20 protein-coding genes are annotated in these 17,699 nt (G+C 68.4%); 12 read left to right on the forward strand and 8 right to left on the reverse strand.

The annotated features are described in order from the left end of the window. On the reverse strand, positions 1 to 1,206 hold a 1,206-nt coding region (locus RMO97_RS09950), incomplete at its 3' end, for a DNA polymerase ligase N-terminal domain-containing protein (protein WP_310540738.1). A 213-nt stretch (positions 1,207 to 1,419) separates the two neighbouring features. On the opposite strand from RMO97_RS09950, the gene RMO97_RS09955 reads away from it, so the two are divergent. Beyond that, entirely contained in the window at positions 1,420 to 3,084 is a 1,665-nt protein-coding gene (locus RMO97_RS09955) for a M10 family metallopeptidase C-terminal domain-containing protein (protein WP_310540740.1), read from the forward strand. 7 nt (positions 3,085 to 3,091) lie between these two features. Here RMO97_RS09955 and RMO97_RS09960 read toward each other — a convergent pair whose 3' ends face one another. The 4 genes from RMO97_RS09960 to RMO97_RS09975 form a co-directional block, all read right to left on the reverse strand. After that, entirely contained in the window at positions 3,092 to 4,681 is a 1,590-nt protein-coding gene (locus tag RMO97_RS09960; RefSeq protein WP_310540743.1) for a methyl-accepting chemotaxis protein, read from the reverse strand. A gap of 10 nt (positions 4,682 to 4,691) precedes the next feature. After that, positions 4,692 to 5,015: a hypothetical protein gene (locus RMO97_RS09965; RefSeq protein ID WP_310540745.1), complete on the reverse strand. Its 324-nt coding sequence runs from the start codon at positions 5,013 to 5,015 to the stop codon at positions 4,692 to 4,694. A gap of 122 nt (positions 5,016 to 5,137) precedes the next feature. After that, a complete protein-coding gene (locus RMO97_RS09970; protein WP_310540747.1) occupies positions 5,138 to 5,386 on the reverse strand; it encodes a hypothetical protein in 249 nt (82 codons plus the stop codon). Between the two features lie 83 nt (positions 5,387 to 5,469). Beyond that, the gene (locus RMO97_RS09975) at positions 5,470 to 5,679 is read right to left on the reverse strand and encodes a cold-shock protein (protein ID WP_215340899.1); all 210 of its coding nucleotides are present in this window, start codon (positions 5,677 to 5,679) and stop codon (positions 5,470 to 5,472) included. 222 nt (positions 5,680 to 5,901) lie between these two features. Between RMO97_RS09975 and RMO97_RS09980 the strand changes: the two genes are divergently transcribed. The 4 genes from RMO97_RS09980 to RMO97_RS09995 all read left to right on the forward strand — a co-directional run bounded on the left by RMO97_RS09980 (position 5,902) and on the right by RMO97_RS09995 (position 8,212). After that, a complete protein-coding gene (locus RMO97_RS09980; RefSeq protein ID WP_304774744.1) occupies positions 5,902 to 6,045 on the forward strand; it encodes a hypothetical protein in 144 nt (47 codons plus the stop codon). Positions 6,046 to 6,135: 90 nt separating this feature from the next. Further along, positions 6,136 to 6,705, forward strand: a complete 570-nt coding sequence (locus RMO97_RS09985; protein WP_310540749.1) for a carboxymuconolactone decarboxylase family protein — start codon at positions 6,136 to 6,138, stop codon at positions 6,703 to 6,705. Positions 6,706 to 6,707: 2 nt separating this feature from the next. After that, on the forward strand, positions 6,708 to 7,508 hold the full coding sequence (locus tag RMO97_RS09990; protein ID WP_310540751.1) for an SDR family NAD(P)-dependent oxidoreductase: 801 nt from the start codon (positions 6,708 to 6,710) through the stop codon (positions 7,506 to 7,508). Beyond that, entirely contained in the window at positions 7,505 to 8,212 is a 708-nt protein-coding gene (locus tag RMO97_RS09995; protein WP_310540753.1) for a peptidylprolyl isomerase, read from the forward strand. The genes RMO97_RS09990 and RMO97_RS09995 overlap by 4 nt, the downstream gene beginning before the upstream one ends. Here RMO97_RS09995 and RMO97_RS10000 read toward each other — a convergent pair. Both RMO97_RS10000 and RMO97_RS10005 read right to left on the reverse strand, forming a co-directional pair. After that, positions 8,202 to 9,005, reverse strand: coding sequence for a thioesterase family protein (locus RMO97_RS10000; protein ID WP_310540755.1), 804 nt, complete (start codon positions 9,003 to 9,005; stop codon positions 8,202 to 8,204). The two genes, RMO97_RS09995 and RMO97_RS10000, sit on opposite strands and share 11 nt — an antisense overlap. Before the next feature lie 58 nt (positions 9,006 to 9,063). Continuing rightward, the gene (locus tag RMO97_RS10005) at positions 9,064 to 10,038 is read right to left on the reverse strand and encodes a phosphoribosylaminoimidazolesuccinocarboxamide synthase (RefSeq protein ID WP_310540757.1); all 975 of its coding nucleotides are present in this window, start codon (positions 10,036 to 10,038) and stop codon (positions 9,064 to 9,066) included. Positions 10,039 to 10,108: 70 nt separating this feature from the next. Between RMO97_RS10005 and RMO97_RS10010 the strand changes: the two genes are divergently transcribed. From RMO97_RS10010 to alr, 6 genes are all read left to right on the forward strand, one after another. Continuing rightward, entirely contained in the window at positions 10,109 to 10,675 is a 567-nt protein-coding gene (locus RMO97_RS10010; protein WP_310540760.1) for a peroxiredoxin, read from the forward strand. Positions 10,676 to 10,869: 194 nt separating this feature from the next. Beyond that, positions 10,870 to 11,241 (forward strand): 30S ribosomal protein S6, encoded by a 372-nt coding sequence (gene rpsF, locus RMO97_RS10015; RefSeq protein WP_304774756.1) that lies wholly within the window; start codon positions 10,870 to 10,872, stop codon positions 11,239 to 11,241. An 18-nt stretch (positions 11,242 to 11,259) separates the two neighbouring features. Further along, positions 11,260 to 11,538 (forward strand): 30S ribosomal protein S18, encoded by a 279-nt coding sequence (gene rpsR, locus RMO97_RS10020; protein WP_215340908.1) that lies wholly within the window; start codon positions 11,260 to 11,262, stop codon positions 11,536 to 11,538. A gap of 12 nt (positions 11,539 to 11,550) precedes the next feature. Beyond that, positions 11,551 to 12,135 (forward strand): 50S ribosomal protein L9, encoded by a 585-nt coding sequence (gene rplI, locus RMO97_RS10025; RefSeq protein ID WP_310540762.1) that lies wholly within the window; start codon positions 11,551 to 11,553, stop codon positions 12,133 to 12,135. Between the two features lie 238 nt (positions 12,136 to 12,373). Then, positions 12,374 to 13,876 carry a replicative DNA helicase gene (locus RMO97_RS10030; protein WP_310540764.1) on the forward strand — a complete coding sequence of 501 codons (1,503 nt, stop codon included), beginning with the start codon at positions 12,374 to 12,376 and terminating at the stop codon, positions 13,874 to 13,876. Between the two features lie 55 nt (positions 13,877 to 13,931). Beyond that, the gene (alr, locus tag RMO97_RS10035; RefSeq protein ID WP_310540767.1) at positions 13,932 to 15,029 is read left to right on the forward strand and encodes an alanine racemase; all 1,098 of its coding nucleotides are present in this window, start codon (positions 13,932 to 13,934) and stop codon (positions 15,027 to 15,029) included. Here the strand turns inward: alr and RMO97_RS10040 are convergent. Next, entirely contained in the window at positions 15,026 to 16,195 is a 1,170-nt protein-coding gene (locus RMO97_RS10040) for a Yip1 family protein (RefSeq protein ID WP_310540769.1), read from the reverse strand. The genes alr and RMO97_RS10040 overlap by 4 nt on opposite strands. Positions 16,196 to 16,331: 136 nt before the next feature. Between RMO97_RS10040 and radA the strand changes: the two genes are divergently transcribed. Further along, positions 16,332 to 17,699 carry a DNA repair protein RadA gene (gene radA / locus RMO97_RS10045; RefSeq protein WP_310540770.1) on the forward strand — a complete coding sequence of 456 codons (1,368 nt, stop codon included), beginning with the start codon at positions 16,332 to 16,334 and terminating at the stop codon, positions 17,697 to 17,699.

The following is a 17,699-nucleotide window of genomic DNA, read 5'->3' on the forward strand; positions in this document are numbered from 1 at the left end:
CACCGCGTCGCCCGCGGTGATGAAGTGGTCGACATAGCGGACATTGGCCGGCGGCTTGGTCAGCAAGCCGTTCAGCCGTTCCTTGCGCTGCGATAGCGGTAGGGCCCGCAGGTCCTCGCCGTCCACGAACAGCAGATCGAAGACGAAGAAGATCAGGTCATCGGTCTTCTCCGCAGAGATCGCCGCCTGCAGGGCCGCGAAGTCCGGCGCGCCGGTATGGTCTAGCGCCACCACCACGCCATCGATGATGCTGTCTGCGAGGCCCGCGCCGGCCTTCACGATCGCCTTGAACTTGGCCGACCAATCGAGACCCTTGCGGGTCTTCAAGGTCGCCTTGCCGCCCTCCGTGCGCAGTTGCATCCGGTAGCCGTCGAACTTGATCTCATGGGCCCAGCCCGGCCCCTGCGGCGGCTTTTCCAGCGACTTGCAGAGTTGCGGCTCCACGAAGTCCGGCAGGGTCGCGAAGGTCTTGGTTTTCGCGGCCTTGGCCGGCTTGGCGGGGGTCTTGATCATCTTCGGCGAGGCCGCGGCGGTGGAGTTGGCATTCTGGTGACTCTGCCACACCGCGTCGGCGGCGGTCTTGGAGGCGGTCATGAAGGGCGGCGCTGCCTTGCCCTCGCCGGCCGCGATCTGGGCCATGGTGCGGTCCGAGGCGATGGAGCGGTCCTCGGCGGCGAGCGCCCCGCCCTCACCTTCCACCGCGCCCTCGTCGCGGTGCTTGATCAGCAGCCAGTTGTGACGCTTGGACCTGGCGTCGTCCCGCAGGCGCACCAGCACCCACGAGCCGTGCATGCGGCCGCCCTCCATGACGAACTTCAGCTCGCCCTTCTTCAGGGCCTTGTCGACATCATCCATGCCGGGTTCCGGCGCCCAGTAGCCCCGGTCCCACAACTGCACCGTGCCGCCGCCGTACTGGCCCTTGGGAATGGTCCCCTCGAAGTCGCCATAGTCGAGCGGGTGGTCCTCCACCTCGACCGCCAGGCGCTTGTCGGCGGGGTCGAGAGACGGGCCGCGGGTCACGGCCCAGGACCTGAACACCCCCTCGTGCTCCAGCCGCAGGTCGAAGTGCAGGCGGGTGGCGGCGTGCTTCTGGATGACGAACCGCAGGCGCTCGGACGTCACCACCTTGGCGTCACGGCCCGACGGCTCGGCCGTCTGTCCGAAGTCCCGCATTTCCTGGTAACGCGCGAGTTTCGACGTGGCCATGGCCGCCTCCGTTTCCGGTTGGAACTGGCGAAACGATTGGCGCGGATACTCGATCCAGGGCCGCGGCAACTTCAAGGGTGGATAACAAGGTCTTAAAGCTAAGCCTTTGAACCTGTGGAAAAATGTCGCAACTCGCCGTTCTATGTTGCGGCGATTCCACGCGCGCCTTACGAAAGTCGAACGCTGAGGGGCGTATAGTGTGGTGACCTTTCAATGGCTTTGACCATCTCCGGTGATCCGTCCGCCCTCGCGATCGGGATGGACGCGGACACCTCGCCCCAGACCTTCCAGTCCGCCGACGCCCGTGGCGGCGTCTCTGGCGGCAAGGAGAGCTTCACGGTCGCCGAGGCCGCCAACCGCCTGGTGGGCGGCGAGCCAGGGTGGTCCCATGCCCTGGGCGTGGGGTTCACGGTCACCTACGGCTTCCGGGCCGACGCGCCGGCGACCATGCCCGAGGACGCGACTGGGTTCAGCCGGTTCAACACACAGCAGATCACCATCGCCGAACAGGTGCTGAAGGGTTGGTCCGACGCCGCCAACATCAACTTCGCCCGGGTAGGCGCCGGGGCCAGTGGCGAGGCCGCCTACAGCAACGCCGCAACCATTCTGTTCGCCAACTATTCGGGCGGTGTCGAGGGCGCGTCGGCCTTCAGCTACTATCCGGGCCGAACCGACTTTACCTCGGCCTCGGGCGACATCTGGGTCTACAGCGGCTCCGGGTACAACGTGAACCCGACGATCGGGAACTACGGCGGCTCGGTGCTGGTCCACGAACTCGGCCATGCTATCGGGCTCAGCCACCCCAGCGAGTATGACGCCAGCGACACCACCTCGCCCACCTACAGCTCCAGCGCCGACTATGCCGAGGACAGCCGGCAGTACACGGTGATGAGCTATTTCAACGAGTCGAACACGGGCGGCCACTTCGGCGGCGCCTACTCCGCGGCCCCCATGCTGGACGACATTGCCGCCATTCAGCTGGAGTATGGCGTGAACAACGCGACGCGCACCGGCGACACCACCTACGGCTTCAACTCCAACGCCGCGCGCCCGTGGTTCGAGGCGACCTCAAGCGCCAGCCGGATGGTCTTCGCGGTCTGGGACGCCGGCGGCAAGGACACCTTCGACTTCTCAGGATTCAGCCAAAGCCAGATCATCGACCTGCGCGCCGGCTACTTCTCCAATGTAGGCGGCCTGACAGGGAATGTGGCCGTCGCCGTAGGCGCCGTCATCGAGAACGCCATCGGCGGCGGTGGATATGACCAGATCAACGGCAACGCCGCGGCCAACAATATCGCCGCCGGACTTGGCGATGACACCGTCGATGGCGGTGCGGCGGACGACTATCTGCGCGGCGACTCCGGCGATGACAGCCTGATCGGCGGTACGGGCTTCGACGACATCAATGGCAACCAGGGCGACGACACTGTCCGCGGCGGGGAAGGTCCTGACTGGGTGGTCGGCGGTCAGGCCCACGACCGCCTGTTCGGCGATGCCGGGGACGACGTGGTCTACGGCAACCTCGGCGACGACACCCAGGACGGCGGCGATGGCCGCGACTGGATCCGCGGCGGCCAGGGCTCAGACAGCATCGCCGGTGGGGCCGGCGACGACTGGATGTCCGGCGATCTCGGCGACGACACCGTCAGCGGCGGATCGGGCTCGGACATCTTCCACACCTGGGGCGCGGCCGGTCTCGACCGGGTGACCGACTTCAGCCTGACGGCCGGCGACCGCGTCCAGGTCGACGTGGGCACGGTCTATATGGTGGCCCAGCTGGGCGCCGACACGGTGATCTCCATGACCGGCGGCGGCCAGATGGTGCTGCAGAACGTCCAGACCGCCAGCCTCACCGGCGGCTGGATCTTCGCCGCCTAGCCAATCGCTAGGCGGCTCGGCGCACCGGCCTTCCAGCCGGCGCGTCGCTGATGCGGAACTTGGCGGCGGACTCGGCCAGGGTCTGGGCCTCGTTGGCGAGGCCGTGGCTGGCGGCCGTGGACTGCTCCACCATCGCGGCGTTCTGCTGGGTGACCTGGTCCATCTCGTTCACGGCGCTGTTGACCTGGGCCAGACCGATGGACTGCTCCTGGGCGCTGGCGGCGATCTCGCCCACCAGGGTGTCGATCTCCGTGACCCGGCCGACGATCCTCTGCAGGGCCTCGCCGGTCTGACCCACCAGATGGACGCCTGAGCCCACCTGCTGGCTCGAGGCGCTGATCAGCGCCTTGATCTCGCGGGCGGCCTCAGCCGAACGCTGGGCCAGGGCCCGAACCTCCGACGCCACCACCGCGAAGCCGCGGCCGGCCTCGCCCGCTCGCGCGGCCTCGACCCCGGCGTTCAGGGCCAGGAGGTTGGTCTGGAAGGCGATCTCGTCGATGACGCCGATGATCTGGCTGATTTCCTGGGCCGACTTCTCGATCTCGCTCATGGCCGTCACCGCCTGATTGACGACCTCGCCGCTGGTCTGGGCGTCACCACGGGCGGCCAGCACCACGTCGGCCGCCGCCTTGGCGCCGGTGGCGGTCTTGCGAACCGTGGCGGTGATCTCGTCCAGCGCGGCCGCGGTCTCCTCCAGGCCGGCCGCCTGCTGCTCGGTGCGACGTGACAGGTCGTCGGCGGCCGAGGCGATCTCAGACGCCCCGCTGCGAATGGTGCGGGCCGATTGGACGATGCCGGCCAAGGTCTGCTCCAGGCGCTCAGCCGCGCCGTTGAAGTCGGTGCGCAGGGTCTCGTACTTGGGCGGGAAGGCCTGTTGCAGACGCGCGGTCAGGTCGCCGTCGGAGAGCTGCTTCAGCCCACGGGCCAGACCGTCCACCACCTGGGCGCTCTCGTTCTCCACGGTGCTTTGCAGGCTCTCACGGGCCTGGGCGGCGGCGCTCTCAGAGACTCTGGCGCCCTCGGCCGCGCGCATGGCGGCCTCAGCCTCGACCCGGGCCGCGGCGGCCTGCGCCAGGGACGCGCCCGAGCGGGCGAACATCGAGGAGATGTTGGAGGCGGCCCACATCAGGACGACGGCCTCAACGATCAGGATGACCGCGTGCAGCACCACCCGGCCCAGGTCACCCCCACCCGGAAACACAGCGGCGGGCAGGACAAAGCTCAGCAGCAGGTGGTGCACGGCGACCACGACCGCGCCGGCCGCGATGGCGCGCCAGTCGCAATAGACGATCAGGGCGGCCAGGGCCGCGAAATAGGCCATGTGCATGTCGATCTGCCACGCCTGCCCGGCGAAGGCCGCCACCAGCAGCGACACCGAGCCCATCAGGGCCGCCGATGCGGCGATCCGCACCCCTTCCGGGTTCAGCTTCCAGAAGACGGTCACCGCGCCCGCTAGACCCGCCGAGGCCAGGCCAAACCCCAGCCAGGGGGCCTTGATCAGCAGGGCTGCGATCAGGGTGACCGGCGCCAGCACCCAGAGCGCGCCGACGATGATGCGGTCCGCGAACCTCCGCTGTTCCTCGATGGATTGGAACATGGCGTTTCTCCTAGAGGCTGCAGGGGGCGACACGCCCCGGATCGATGGAAAAGAGCGCTCCGGCCTCGCGCAGGCGGGCGGACGCCACGCCCTGGTCGGAGCGGACGATGACGATGAAGGGCAATGCGCCGACGGCCAGGATGGAACCGGCCTCCGAGGCCGCGACCAGGGCGGCCTCGCGGCCCCACCATGGTGGGAAGACCCCGGCCGCCTCTCGAGGATTCAGGGGCCGGGCGCCCAGCAGGGTGGCCGCGGCGACCCCGATCACGGTGATCAGACCCGCGAAGATCAGGCTCGAACGCGGCATGGGATCGGAGGGCGAGTCGACGCTCATGCCCAAGGCTTAGGCGGCGTGGATTGATGAAGGTTTAACCATAGCCGCCAGGCGCGGGTTTCATGTGCGAATTCAACGCTCAGAGTTGCGCGTCATCGCGGCGGCGCCATCCCAGGGTGCGCCTAGTCGTCGGCGGAATCTTCGTCGTCATCATCCGCTTCGGCGAAGGCCACAACCTTTTTGGCGCGCGGCTTCGGCGGAGCTTTGGGCGGAACGCGCGACAGGCGTTCGGCCAGTTCCGCGTCGATCAGGGGCAGCAGGGCGGCGGCCTGCTCGGCTTGGCGCGCCACTTCGGAGTTTTCGAGGCGCCGGGCGTTGGCGCGCAGATTGGCGAGGCCTTCGTCGTCGAGCGTGGGGATCAGATCGGCCATGGACATGGGCAGCTCCCGTCAGCGCGAACGCCGCGCAAAAAAGACCAGGGCCGGTGCGAGGATCGCGCCGGCCCCTTATCGTCTTAGGCCGACTTCAGATTGACGGCGCTTTCCTTGCCGGAACGCTGGTCGCGCTCCATGTCGTAGGAAACCGTGTCGCCTTCGTTGAGACCGTTGAGGTCCGAACGTTCGACGGCGGAGATATGGACGAAGACGTCCTTGCCGCCGTCAGCCGGCTGGATGAAGCCGAAGCCCTTGGTGGAATTGAACCATTTGACAGTACCGGTCGCCATGACAGCCTCCGAGAAATGCGTAGGCTCGCCGGAAGAGCCCGGCGGGCCATCGAGGTCTGAGAGGGTCGGCTTCGAAAGTTCCGCGCGCTGAGCGAGAGGGCTTAAGAGCGTTGCGCGGCAGAGATCGACGTCGGCATCATGCGCCTTTCCCCGGCCATAGACCAGACAATCCGCCGCCTGCTCCGTTGCCGGCGATGACATGGGCGTGATAGGCCGCGCCCTATGACCGACCAACCCGAGCCGACACCTGAGGAACTCAAGGCCGCTCACCGCCGCAAGTGGTTCGGCCGCGCCCTGTTGATCGGCTTCGGAATCCTGCTCATCCTGCAGATGATCCCCTTCCTGATGCGCTCGGGTCTCGGCTAGCCCTCGGCGAACATTCGTTTGACAGGCCGCGCGGGCCCTCCGGTAAGATGCCCGCAATGACGCCGCGTAAGGCGTCGCGGAGGAACCTGCATGCGCCTGACCCAACCCCGGATTCAACCCGTCGATCTCGGCAAGCTCGATGAAGCCCAGACCGAGGTCCTGGCCCCCATGGTGGCCACGGGTCGTGTGCTCAACATCTTCCGGACCATGGTCAATGCGCCCAAGGCGGCCAAGGGCTTCCTGGCCTGGGGCAACTACGTCCTGTCGCGCCGAAATGACCTGCCGGGTCGCGAGCGGGAGATCGTCATCCTGCGCATCGGCTATCTCTGCAAGTCCGGCTACGAGTGGACCCAACATGTGCCCATCGGCAAGCGTGAGGGCCTGACCGCCGAGGAGTGCGAGCGCATCAAGGGCGGCGCCGAGGCACCCGGCTGGAGCGCGGCCGACCAGGCGCTGCTGAAGGCCTCGGACGAACTGCACCACGACCAGTTCATCACCAACGCCACCTGGGCCCAGTTGAAGGCGCACTTCAGCGACAAGCAGTGCATGGACGTGGTGTTCACCGCCGGCCAGTACACCCAGGTTTCGATGATCCTGAATTCCTTCGGCGTGCAGCTCGACGAGGGCCAGACCCTCGACCCCGACCTGAAGGGGTTCTGAGCATGGGAGACCGCCTGAAGGGCAAGACCGCCATCATCGTCGGCGCCGGCCAGACGCCGGGCGAGACCATCGGCAACGGGCGGGCCATGTCGATCCTGTTCGCCCGCGAGGGCGCGCAGGTCCTCTGCGTCGACCGCGTCGCCGAGCGCGCTGAGGAGACCGCCGCCATGATCGTGGCCGAGGGGGGACAGGCCACGGCCTTCACCGCCAATGTCACCAAGGCCGACGACGTCGCCGCCATGATCGAGGCCGGCAAGGAACGGCTCGGCCGCATCGACATCCTGGTCAACAATGTCGGCATCGGCGGCGGCGACGGTCCGGCGCACCGGGTCGAGGAGGCCGCCTTCGACCGCATCCTTTCGGTGAACCTTAAGGGTATGTGGCTGACCATCAAGGCCGCCATCCCCACCATGCGCGAGCAGGGTGGCGGGGCCATCGTCAACATTTCGTCCCTGGCCGGGATCGCCGGGGGCAATCAGGTGGCCTACGAGGTCTCCAAGGCGGCGGTAAACCGCCTGACCACCAGCGTCGCCCAGTCCAATGCGGCGAAAGGCGTCCGCTGCAACGCCATTATGCCGGGCCTGATGGACACTCCCATGGCCGTGGCCGGCATCGCCCAGGCCAGCGGGCAGGAGCAGGAGGCCGTGCGCGCCGCCCGCAATGCGCGGGTCCCGCTGGGCGGGAAGATGGGCAATGCCTGGGACACCGCCTATGCGGCGCTGTTCCTGGCCTCCGACGAGGCCGGCTTCATAACCGGGGCGGTCCTGCCCGTGGACGGCGGCATGGGGAGCCGGATCGGATGATCCTGCAACGCAGAACCTTCCTGGTCGGGGCTGGCGCGCTCGCCGCCTCCCCCGCCCTGGCCGCGCCCGGTCTGGTCCATGTGAAGCTCACCACCCCGGTGGGCGCCATCACCCTCGCCCTGAACCAGGCCAAGGCCCCGATCACCGTGGCCAACTTCCTGCGCTACACCGACACCAAGCGCTATGACGGCGCGACCTTCTACCGGGCCTCACGACCAAAGGGTTACACGGCTGACGACTATGGCTCGATCCAGGGCGGGCTGCAGAACGACCCGGCCAAGGTGATGAAGCCCATCGGCCATGAGCCGACCACCAGGACCGGCCTCTCCCACACCGACGGCGCCATCTCCATGGGTCGCTTCGCCCCGGGCAGCGCCACCTCGGACTTCTTCATCTGCATTGGCGACAACACCTATCTGGACGCCAACCCCAAGGCCAAGGGCGACAACCTGGGCTTCGCCGCCTTCGGCTATGTCGTCGAAGGCATGGACGTGGTCCGCAAGATCCTGGTCAAGCCGCGCGACCCCAAGGCCGGAGTCGGCGTCATGAAGGGCGAGATGCTCAAGCCCCCGGTCAGGATCCTCAGCGCGCGCCGGACGACGGCGCCCGTCCCGAAGGCCGAGACGCCACCGGTCGAGGCCGCGCCTGCGGCGCCCGCGACGCCGGCTGTGACACCGGCGCCAGCAGCGCCGGCTACGCCTTAGCCGGCGGCGGCGCCCCAGGGGTGAGCCTGCGCTGGGCAAGGGCCGCGCAGGAGGCCTGGCCGATCGGCCCCTGCTCGTCATAGAGCCAGCACTCGCCGATCGCCACGCCGTCGGTGGCGTGGTGGTCGGCGACCTCGAACCCGATCCACTCGGTGGCCGGCAGGCGGTGCAGATAGACCGTCACGTCGGAGTTGATATAGCCCAGCCCCTCGGTGCTGGAGTTGGCGAAGGGGCTGGAGAAGTCCGCCGCGAGGCACACCCGCTGGAACGGCGTCAGCGGCGCGCCCTCCACCATCTCGCGAACCTCGCTCATCCAGGTCTTGCGCGGGCCCGGCTGGCCAAAGCCGCCGGTGATCGGCCGCATGGCCCACATGCCGCCCATACCCTGGCGCCCATCGGTGGGAGGCTCAATGTCGGCGGGCTTGGGGACGTCCCAGTCAGGACGATGCCAGGACTCGCCCGGCGAATTCTCGGTGCGCTTGAGGAACTGCACCGAGGCCCGCGCCATGCTGACCCCGCCGGAGATGAACTCGGCGTCGACGACCCGGATGCGGTTGCCGTCGCGGACCACCGTGGTCTTGACCTCGATGGGGTCGAAGCCCGGCAGCCGATACATGTCCACCGTCAGGCGGGCCGGCATGAAATCAGGGCTGCCGTGCCTAGCCTCGATCTCGAAGCCGAGCAGGCCGACGATGACTCGCCCGTGCAGGGACTGAGGGTTCCAGGGGCCACGGCAGGACGGTTGCGGGACGTAAAATTGACCGTCCCTTTTGAAAAAAGGTTCGTTTTGCATGGGGCGGGACCATGACGGATTCCGTCTGGCCGCGCGACCCCGCGCTCTCCCAGTTTTTCTAGGCGGGAGTATAGACCGCCAGGTTCCTGCGGATGCGCGCCAGGATCGGCTCCTCGCCGGCGTCGACCTCGAAGGTCTGGCCGGTGATGGTCTCGAAGGCCCGGATATAGACCCGCGCCGTCTCGTCGATCATCTGCGCCGGGATTTCCGGGATCGGGTCTTTATAGGGGTCGCAGCGGGCGGCCACCCAGGACCGCACGAAGTCCTTGTCGAAGCTGTCGGGCCGCTCGCCCTTGGCGAACTTCTCCGCATAGGTCTTGGCGAACCAGTAGCGGCTGGAGTCAGGCGTGTGGATCTCGTCGGCCAGGATGATCTGGCCGTTGGTGTCGACGCCGAACTCGTACTTGGTGTCCACCAGGATCAGGCCGCGGGCCGCCGCCATCTCCTGCCCGCGGGCGAACAGAGCCAGGGCGTATTTCGACAGCGTCTCCCACTGCAGGGCGCTCAGCAGACCCTGCTCGACGATTTCGGCCGGCGTCAGGGGGGCGTCGTGGTCGCCGTCATTGGCCTTGGAGGTCGGCGTGATGATGGGAGCCGGGAGTTTCTGGTTGTCGGCCAGGCCGTCGGGCAGCCGGTGGCCGTACATCTCCCGCTCACCCTTCTTGTAGAGCGTCAGGATCGAGGTGCCCGTGGTCCCGGCCAGATAGCCGCGCACCACGATCTCCACCGGCAGGATATCCAGCCGCGTGCCCACCACCACATTGGGGTCGGGATAGGCCAGGACGTGGTTGGGGCAGATTTCGGCGGTGGCGTCGAACCAGAACCGCGCGGTCTGGGTCAGGACCTGCCCCTTGTAGGGGATCACCGCCAGGATGGAATCGAAGGCCGAGAGCCGGTCGCTGGAGATGATCACCATCCGCCCGTCCCCCAGGTCGTAGGTGTCGCGCACCTTGCCCCGGTAGTGATTGGGCAGCTCGGGAAACTTGGCGTCGGCCAGGATCTGGTCGGGACGCGCCGGAAGGGTCGCTTTCATTGTCTCGCTATGCTGCGAAGACAAAGAGACGTCCAGTTCGTATGATCACCGAACCCCGGAGAAACGTCCCATGAAACGCCTGTTCGCCCTCGCCGCCCTGGCCGCGGTCACCGCCGCCACGCCCGCCCTCGCCGACCTCGCCGTGGGCTCCAAGGCGCCGGACTTCAAGGCTCAGGCCTTCCTGGCGGGAAAGCCCTTCACCTTCGACATGGCCGCGGCCCGCAAGAAGGGCCCCGTGGTGATGTACTTCTTCCCTTCGGCCTATACTGGGGGCTGCAACCTGGAGGCCCACCTGTTCTCGCAGGCCGCCGACGACTTCAAGGCCCAGGGTGCGACCCTGATCGGCGTCACCGCCGGCAAGGTCGAACGGCTGGCCGAGTTTTCCGCCGACACCAAGACCTGCGGTGGCAAGTTCCCCGTCGCCGCCGATCCGAGCGCCAAGATCGCCAAGACCTATGATGCGCCGATGAAGATGGCCGGGATCAAGGCGCCGGTAGGTATGTCGTCCCGCACCTCCTACGTCATCGCCCCGGACGGCACGGTGCTGCTGGCCTACGACAACATGGCCGCCGACGACCACGTCACCCAGACCATGGGCGCTCTCAAGGCCTGGAAGGCCAAGCAGAAGAAGAAGTAGGGCGCAGCAGGGCTGGAGCGGGAAAAGCTTGCCCAACAAGCGGTTTTCCCGTATCAGCCCGCCTCTTCACGGACGGCGGTCTCAAGTCGGAACGGAAAAGGCGCGGGAACCTCCCGCGCGCCGCATTGAGATCCATCGTTTTCGCCGGGCTTCCGCCGACGAAAGCGCCGCCTCCACAACGGAAGAAGGAAAACATGGCGCTCTACGAGCACGTCGTTATTTCGCGGCAGGATATCTCGCCGCAACAAGCCGAAGCCCTCAATGACCAGATCAAGGCCCTCATCGAAGAGGGTGGCGGCGTGGTCGCGAAGATCGAGTACTGGGGCCTTCGCAACCTGACCTATCGCATCAAGAAGAACCGCAAGGGCCACTATTCCCTGATCTCCATCGACGCCCCGGCGCCGGCGGTGAAGGAAATGGAGCGCCAGCTGTCTCTCAATGAAGACGTGCTGCGCCACCTGACGGTCCGCGTCGAGGAGCTCGATCTGGAGCTCTCGCCGGTCCTGGCCCGTCGCGACCGTGATCGTGAGCGCGAACCGCGCCGCGAAGACAGCTTCCAAGCCTAAGAAAGGGAGGATCATCACATGACCGACGAAACCTCCGAAGCCACCACCGCCGGCGCGCCTGCCGCCGGTGGCCAGCGCCGCCCCTTCTTCCGTCGCCGCAAGGTCTGCCCGTTCTCGGGCGCCGGCGCGCCGAAGATCGACTACAAGGACGTCAAGCTGCTGCAGCGTTACGTCTCGGAACGCGGCAAGATCGTGCCCTCGCGCATCACCGCGGTGTCGGCCAAGAAGCAACGCGAACTGGCCAAGGCCATCAAGCGCGCCCGCTTCCTCGCCCTCCTCCCCTACGTCGTGAAGTAGGGAGACAGGCACATGAAAGTCATTCTGCTCGAACGCGTCGAAGGCAAGGGCGTCCTGGGCGATGTGGTCACCGTCAAGGACGGCTACGCGCGCAACTTCCTCCTGCCCCGTCACAAGGCGCTCCGCGCCAACGCCGCCAATCTGAAGGTCTTCGAAGGCCAGCGCGCCGACATCGAGGCCCGCAACCAGAAGGCCAAGGAACAAGCCGGCAAGACCGGTGAGAACCTGGACGGCACGTCCTACATCCTGATCCGTCAGGCGGGCGAAAGCGGCCAGCTCTACGGTTCGGTCTCCGGCCGTGACGTCGCCGACATCGTCAATGCGGCCGGCGGCAAGCTGGAGCGCTCGATGGTGGCCCTCGACAAGCCGATCAAGACCCTGGGTCTCCACCCGGTGAAGGTCGTCCTGCACGCCGAAGTCATCGTCACCGTGACCCTGAACATCGCCCGCAGCCAGGACGAGGCCGAGCGCCAAGCCCGCGGCGAGGACGTGATCAACGCTCAATTCGAGGAAGATCGTGTCGCGGCCGAGGAAGCCGCCCAGGACATGCTGGCCGGCGGCGCCGGTTCGCACGAAGGCGACTACGTCGAGAGCTAAACCTCCCGACCTCTATCGATCTGGCGACGGCGCGGAACTTCGGTTCCGCGCCGTTTCTGTTTGGGTGCGACAGACGCGGTCGCAGCCCCCCAGACCGGCGCTGACCGGCGCCGATCAATGGGTTAGGCTCCGTTCGCCGACCCTACCCAGACTGAGGTCATCCACAGGGGCGGGATTTCCTGTGCGTAGGCCATCTCGTCACACTGCCCGGGACCTGTCGTTAAGCTATCGGTAACCCATGGCCCTCGTCCCAGCACTCGACCTTCGTCCCGCCCACAACGACACGGCGATCCCCCACGCCCCGGCCAATATCGAAGCCGAACAGGCTCTGCTGGGGGCTGTGCTTTACGACAACGCCACCTTCGAGCGCATCGGCGACTATCTGCAGGCCCGCCACTTCTACGAGCCCTTCCACGCGCGCCTCTACGCCGCCATCGAGGTCCATGTCCGCAAGGGCCAGCTGGCCGAGCCGATCCTGCTGGCCGAGCAGTTCGGCCGCGACCCGGCCTTCGAAGAGCTAGGCGGCATCCGCTACCTGGCCGACCTGGTGGATCGCGCCCCGCCGGCCGCCAACGCCCCGGACTATTCCCGGGCCATCTACGACCTGGCCCTGCGCCGCGACCTGATCCGTATCGGCGGGGACATCGCCACCACCGCCACGGCGCCCGACGTGGAGACCTCCGCCCGCGACCAGATCGAGGCGGCCGAACAGCAGCTGTATCAACTGGCCGAGAGCGGCGGGACCAGCCAGGGCTTCATCCCCCTGTCCCAGGCCCTGCACGGCGCCGTCACCATGGCCGCAGAGGCCCACAGCCGCGACGGCGGCCTGGCCGGCCTCTCCACCGGCCTCATCGACCTGGACGCCAAGCTCGGCGGCCTGCACCCCTCCGACCTGCTGATCCTGGCCGCCCGACCCTCGATGGGGAAAAGCGCGCTCGCCGTGAACATTGCATTCCACGTGGCCCGCAACTACGCCTGGGAGCCCCAGCCCAACGGCAGCAAGAAGACCGTCTCCGGCGGCGTCGTGGCCTTCTTCCAGCTCGAAATGTCCGCCGACCAGCTGGCCATGCGTATGCTGGCCGAGGTCTCGGGCGTGTCCGGCGACCGGCTGCGCAAGGGCGAGATCGACGCCGTCGAGTTCGGCCGCGTGCGCGACGCCGCCCTGGAGATCCAAGACGCGCCGCTCTACATCGACGACACCGGCGGCATCACCATGGCCAAGCTGGCCGCCCGCGCGCGCCGCCTCAAGCGCATGGTCGGCCTCGACCTGATCGTGGTGGACTATCTCCAGCTCGTCACCATCGGCCCCGGCGGCAAGGTGGACAACCGGGTCCAGGAGGTCAGCGCCATCACCCAGGGCCTGAAGACCCTGGCCAAGGAGCTCTCGGTCCCGGTCATCGCCCTGGCCCAGCTCTCCCGCCAGGTGGAGAACCGCGAGGACAAGAAGCCCCAGCTCTCCGACCTCCGCGAATCCGGCTCCATCGAGCAGGACGCCGACTGCGTGATGTTCATCTACCGCGAGGAGTACTACCTCTCCCGCACCGAGCCTCGCGAAGGCACCCCCGAGCACCTGACCTGGCAGGACCAGATGGACCAGGTCGCCGGTCAGGCCGAGGTTATCATCGGCAAGCAGCGTCACGGTCCCATCGGCACCGTCAAACTGGCCTTCAACTCCGACCTCACCAAGTTCGGCAACCTGGCCCGCGACCCCAGCCGTTACGACCCGCACAGCCGCGACTGACCCTCGCGCTTGAACCGGCTTTCCCTTCTGCTTGCCAGCCTCTAAGGGAGCGCCAATGGCACTCCCCTCCTCCGCGCGCCTGACGGTCGATCTCGACGCCCTGGCCCACAACTACGCCGTCCTGCGCGGCCAGGCGCCGGGCGCCGAGGCCGCGCCGGTGGTCAAGGGCGACGGCTATGGCCTGGGCGCCGGGCCCGTCTGCCGGCGCCTGTGGGCGGAGGGCGCCCGCAGCTTCTTCGTCGCCCGCCTGAGCGAGGGCGAGGCCCTGCGCGAGGCCCTTGGCCCCGACCGCCCCGCCGTCATCTATGTGCTGGACGGCATGACCGGCGGCACGGGCCCGCGCCTCGTCGCCGCCGACCTGATCCCGGCCCTCACCAGCGTGCCGCAGGTCGAGGCCGCCGGCAGCTTCGCCTCGACTCTGGGCCGCGCCCTGCCCGTCGCCCTGCACATCGACACCGGCATGAACCGCCAGGGGATCACCCCGGACCAGGCCGTGGCCCTGGCCCAGTCCGGCGACCGCCTGGCCCATCTCGACATCGGCCTGGTGATGAGCCACCTGGGGTCGGCGCCCGAGCCCCGCGATCCCCGCAATGGCCGCCAGCTCGAGCGCTTCGCCGCGGTGCGCAAGCTGTTCCCGGACGCCAGGGCCAGCTTCGCGGCCTCGGCCGGCATCTTCCTGGGCGACGACTACCGCTTCGACATTGTCCGCCCCGGCGTCAGCCTCTATGGCGGCGGCCCCGAGGAGCGGCCCGACCCGCGCCTGAAGGCGGTGGCGACCCTGGAAGCCCCCATCCTCGACATCCGCAACATCCACGCCGGCGAGACCGTCGGCTACGGCTCCAGCCGCATCGTCGCCCGCCCCACCCGCGTCGCCGTGGTGGCGGCGGGCTACGCCGACGGTCTGGTCCGCGCCGCCAAGCAGATCGGCCAGGCTTGGTTCGCCGGCGCCCTGCGGCCCTTCCTGATCGTCACCATGGATCTCATCCTGATCGACATCGGCGACACCCCGGCCAGCCCCGGCGAAATGGTCGAGCTCATGGGCCCCAACGCCCATATCGACGACTTGGCCGCCGCCGCCGGCACCGTGGCCCACGAATGCCTGGTCCGCCTCAGCCCACGGGCGGAGCGGGTCTATCTGGGCGAGGTCTCCTAGCGCTTCGCCAGCGCCTCGAGCCGGCCCAAGTCCACCCCGGACACGGCGGCCTTCAGATCGGCCATGGGGACGGCGTCCCCCTCCGCCTGGACCATGAAGCGTGTGGCCACCAGCAGGCCGTAGCTGCCGTGCTTCGACACGCTATCGTAGGACTCGGCGGTCATCCGGCCCTCCGGCGTCTGGTCGATCCGATCATAGCGGCGACCGTTCTCGGTGGAGGACTGCACGTTGAAGGCCGTCGCGACCCCGGCCAGGCCGCCGGCCTCGCCCAGGTCGGTGAGGGTCAGGGTGTAGGTTCCGTCGCCCTTGGCGTAGCTGGCCTCGGCTGAGGCGCCCGACGCGCCGCTCGCCCCCACGCTGCCGGCCCGAACCGACGTGCGCGGATATCCCGCCGCCGTGACCGGCAGCAGCGCCTTCAGCACCTCGGGATCGGTGGGCGTGATCTCGCGCGCCCGCTCGGCGGCCGCCGCGATCTGCTCTCCCGCCGCCTCCAGCTTGGCGATGTCGACGGAGCGGCCGCCAGACGCCGGGACCGTGGTGACCGCCGCCGCCGCGCCGGCGTCCTCGCCCATCCGCCGGATGGGCTGGAGCACCGCCGTGACCACCAGGCTGATGAGGGTCGTCGCCACCACCGCCAGCACAACATAGGCCGCCGTCTTGCCCCGCGCCGGCTTCATCAGCTTGGGCAGGCCCAGATACAGCAGGTAGAGGCTGTAGATCCCCGCGAGAAAGGCCAGGAGCGCGAAGGGTGGGAAGATGAAGGCGATCCCCGCCAGCCAGCCCGCGGTTCCCGAATAGGCCGCCACCTTGAGGGCCTGGACCTGGTTCCGCGTCGCCCCGAAGGACGGGGCGAAGGTGTTGATCACCACCGCCAGCATCATGACGCCCAGCAGGGTGGTGAGATAGGCCGCCGCGCCCGCGCCCAGGGCGTGCAGCACCGGCGGACGGAACGCCACCCCGTCCTTGGGATTGCCAAACACCATCACGCCGATGAAGCCGGCGACCGGCCCGATGGCGGCCAACGGCATGACATAGGCGAGGTAGAGGCCCACCAGGGTCGCAGGCTCCTGGTCGATTTCGTCCCAGGTGGCCGCCGGCGCGGTGAGGATCGCCCGCACCCGCGCGATCAGGCGCTTTCCCGGCGATCGCGGCTCTGCGACGCTCATGCCCAGTTCCCGGCCTTCAACATCCTGCGCCCGCCCCCATATGAGCAGGCCAACGCCCCCAGCCAGCGCCCGTTCCGCCGCCTTGTGAAGTGCGTTTCGGGGTAGTCTCGGGCTCGACCCCGAATCAGGAGACCCCATGGCCCGCGACGGCGCAGTCTATGTTTGCCAGACCTGCGGCGCGACGCAGACCAAATGGGCGGGTCAGTGTCCGGCCTGCCTGGCCTGGAACGCCCTGGTGGAGGAGGTGCAGAGCCGCCCGCCCGGCGCGCTCGCCCCCGCGCGCAGCAGCGCGCGCGGCAGGGGCCTGCCCTTCCAGGGCCTTGAGGAACACACGCCCGCCCCGCCCCGCATCCAGACCGGCGTCGCCGAGTTCGACCGGGTCTGCGGCGGCGGCGTCGTGCCGGGCTCCGCCATCCTGCTGGGCGGCGACCCCGGCGTCGGCAAGTCCACCCTGCTGCTGCAGGTGGCTGCCTTCGCGGCCCGGCGCGGCGCCAAGTGCGCCTACATCTCCGGCGAGGAGGCCGTGGAGCAGGTCCGCAGCCGCGCTCAGCGCATGGGCCTGGCCGACGCCCCAGTGCGCCTGGCCGCCGAGACCTCCCTGCGCGAGATCGTCGAGGGGCTGAAGCGCGAGAAGTTCGACCTGGTGGTCATCGACTCCATCCAGACCATGTGGAGCGACGCCCACGAGGCGGGGCCGGGCTCCGTCACCCAGGTCCGCGCCGCCACCGGCGAGCTGGTGCGCCTGGCCAAGAAGCAGGGCGTCGCCATCATCCTGGTGGGCCATGTCACCAAGGAGGGGACCATCGCCGGTCCCCGGGTCATCGAGCACATGGTCGACGCCGTCCTGGCCTTCGAAGGCGAGCGCGGCTACCCGTTCCGCATCCTGCGCGGGGTCAAGAACCGCTTCGGCGCCACCGACGAGATTGGCGTCTTCGAGATGGGCGACGCGGGCCTGGCGGAGGTCAAGAACCCCTCGGCCCTGTTCCTCGACACCTCCGGGGAGCGCGCCGCCGGGGCCGCGGTCTTCGCCGGCATCGAGGGGTCGCGCCCTGTCCTGGTGGAGTTCCAGGCCTTGGTGGCGCCTTCGGCCTATGGCACGCCCCGGCGCGCCGTCGTCGGCTGGGATACAGGGCGGCTGGCCATGGTGCTGGCGGTATTGGAGGCCCGCTGTGGCCTCGGTCTCGGCAACCGCGACGTCTACCTCAACGTGGCCGGCGGCCTGCGGATCAGCGAGCCGGCGGCCGACTTGGCCGCGGCGGCGGCCCTGGCGTCCTCGGCCCTGGACGTCGCCCTGCCCCAGGACTGTGTGGTGTTCGGCGAGGTCAGCCTGTCTGGGGACGTACGCCACGTCAGCCGCATGGATTCACGTCTGAAAGAAGCCGCAAAGCTCGGTTTTAAAAAAGCTTTCGGGCCAGCCGAGGTTGACGGCGGACCCCTGAAGATGACCGGCGTCGCCCGCCTGGGTGACGCCATCCGCCGGATCGGCGACGGCGATTGGGATTAG

The sequence above is a fragment of the Phenylobacterium sp. genome (assembly GCF_031425575.1).
Taxonomy (GTDB): domain Bacteria; phylum Pseudomonadota; class Alphaproteobacteria; order Caulobacterales; family Caulobacteraceae; genus Phenylobacterium.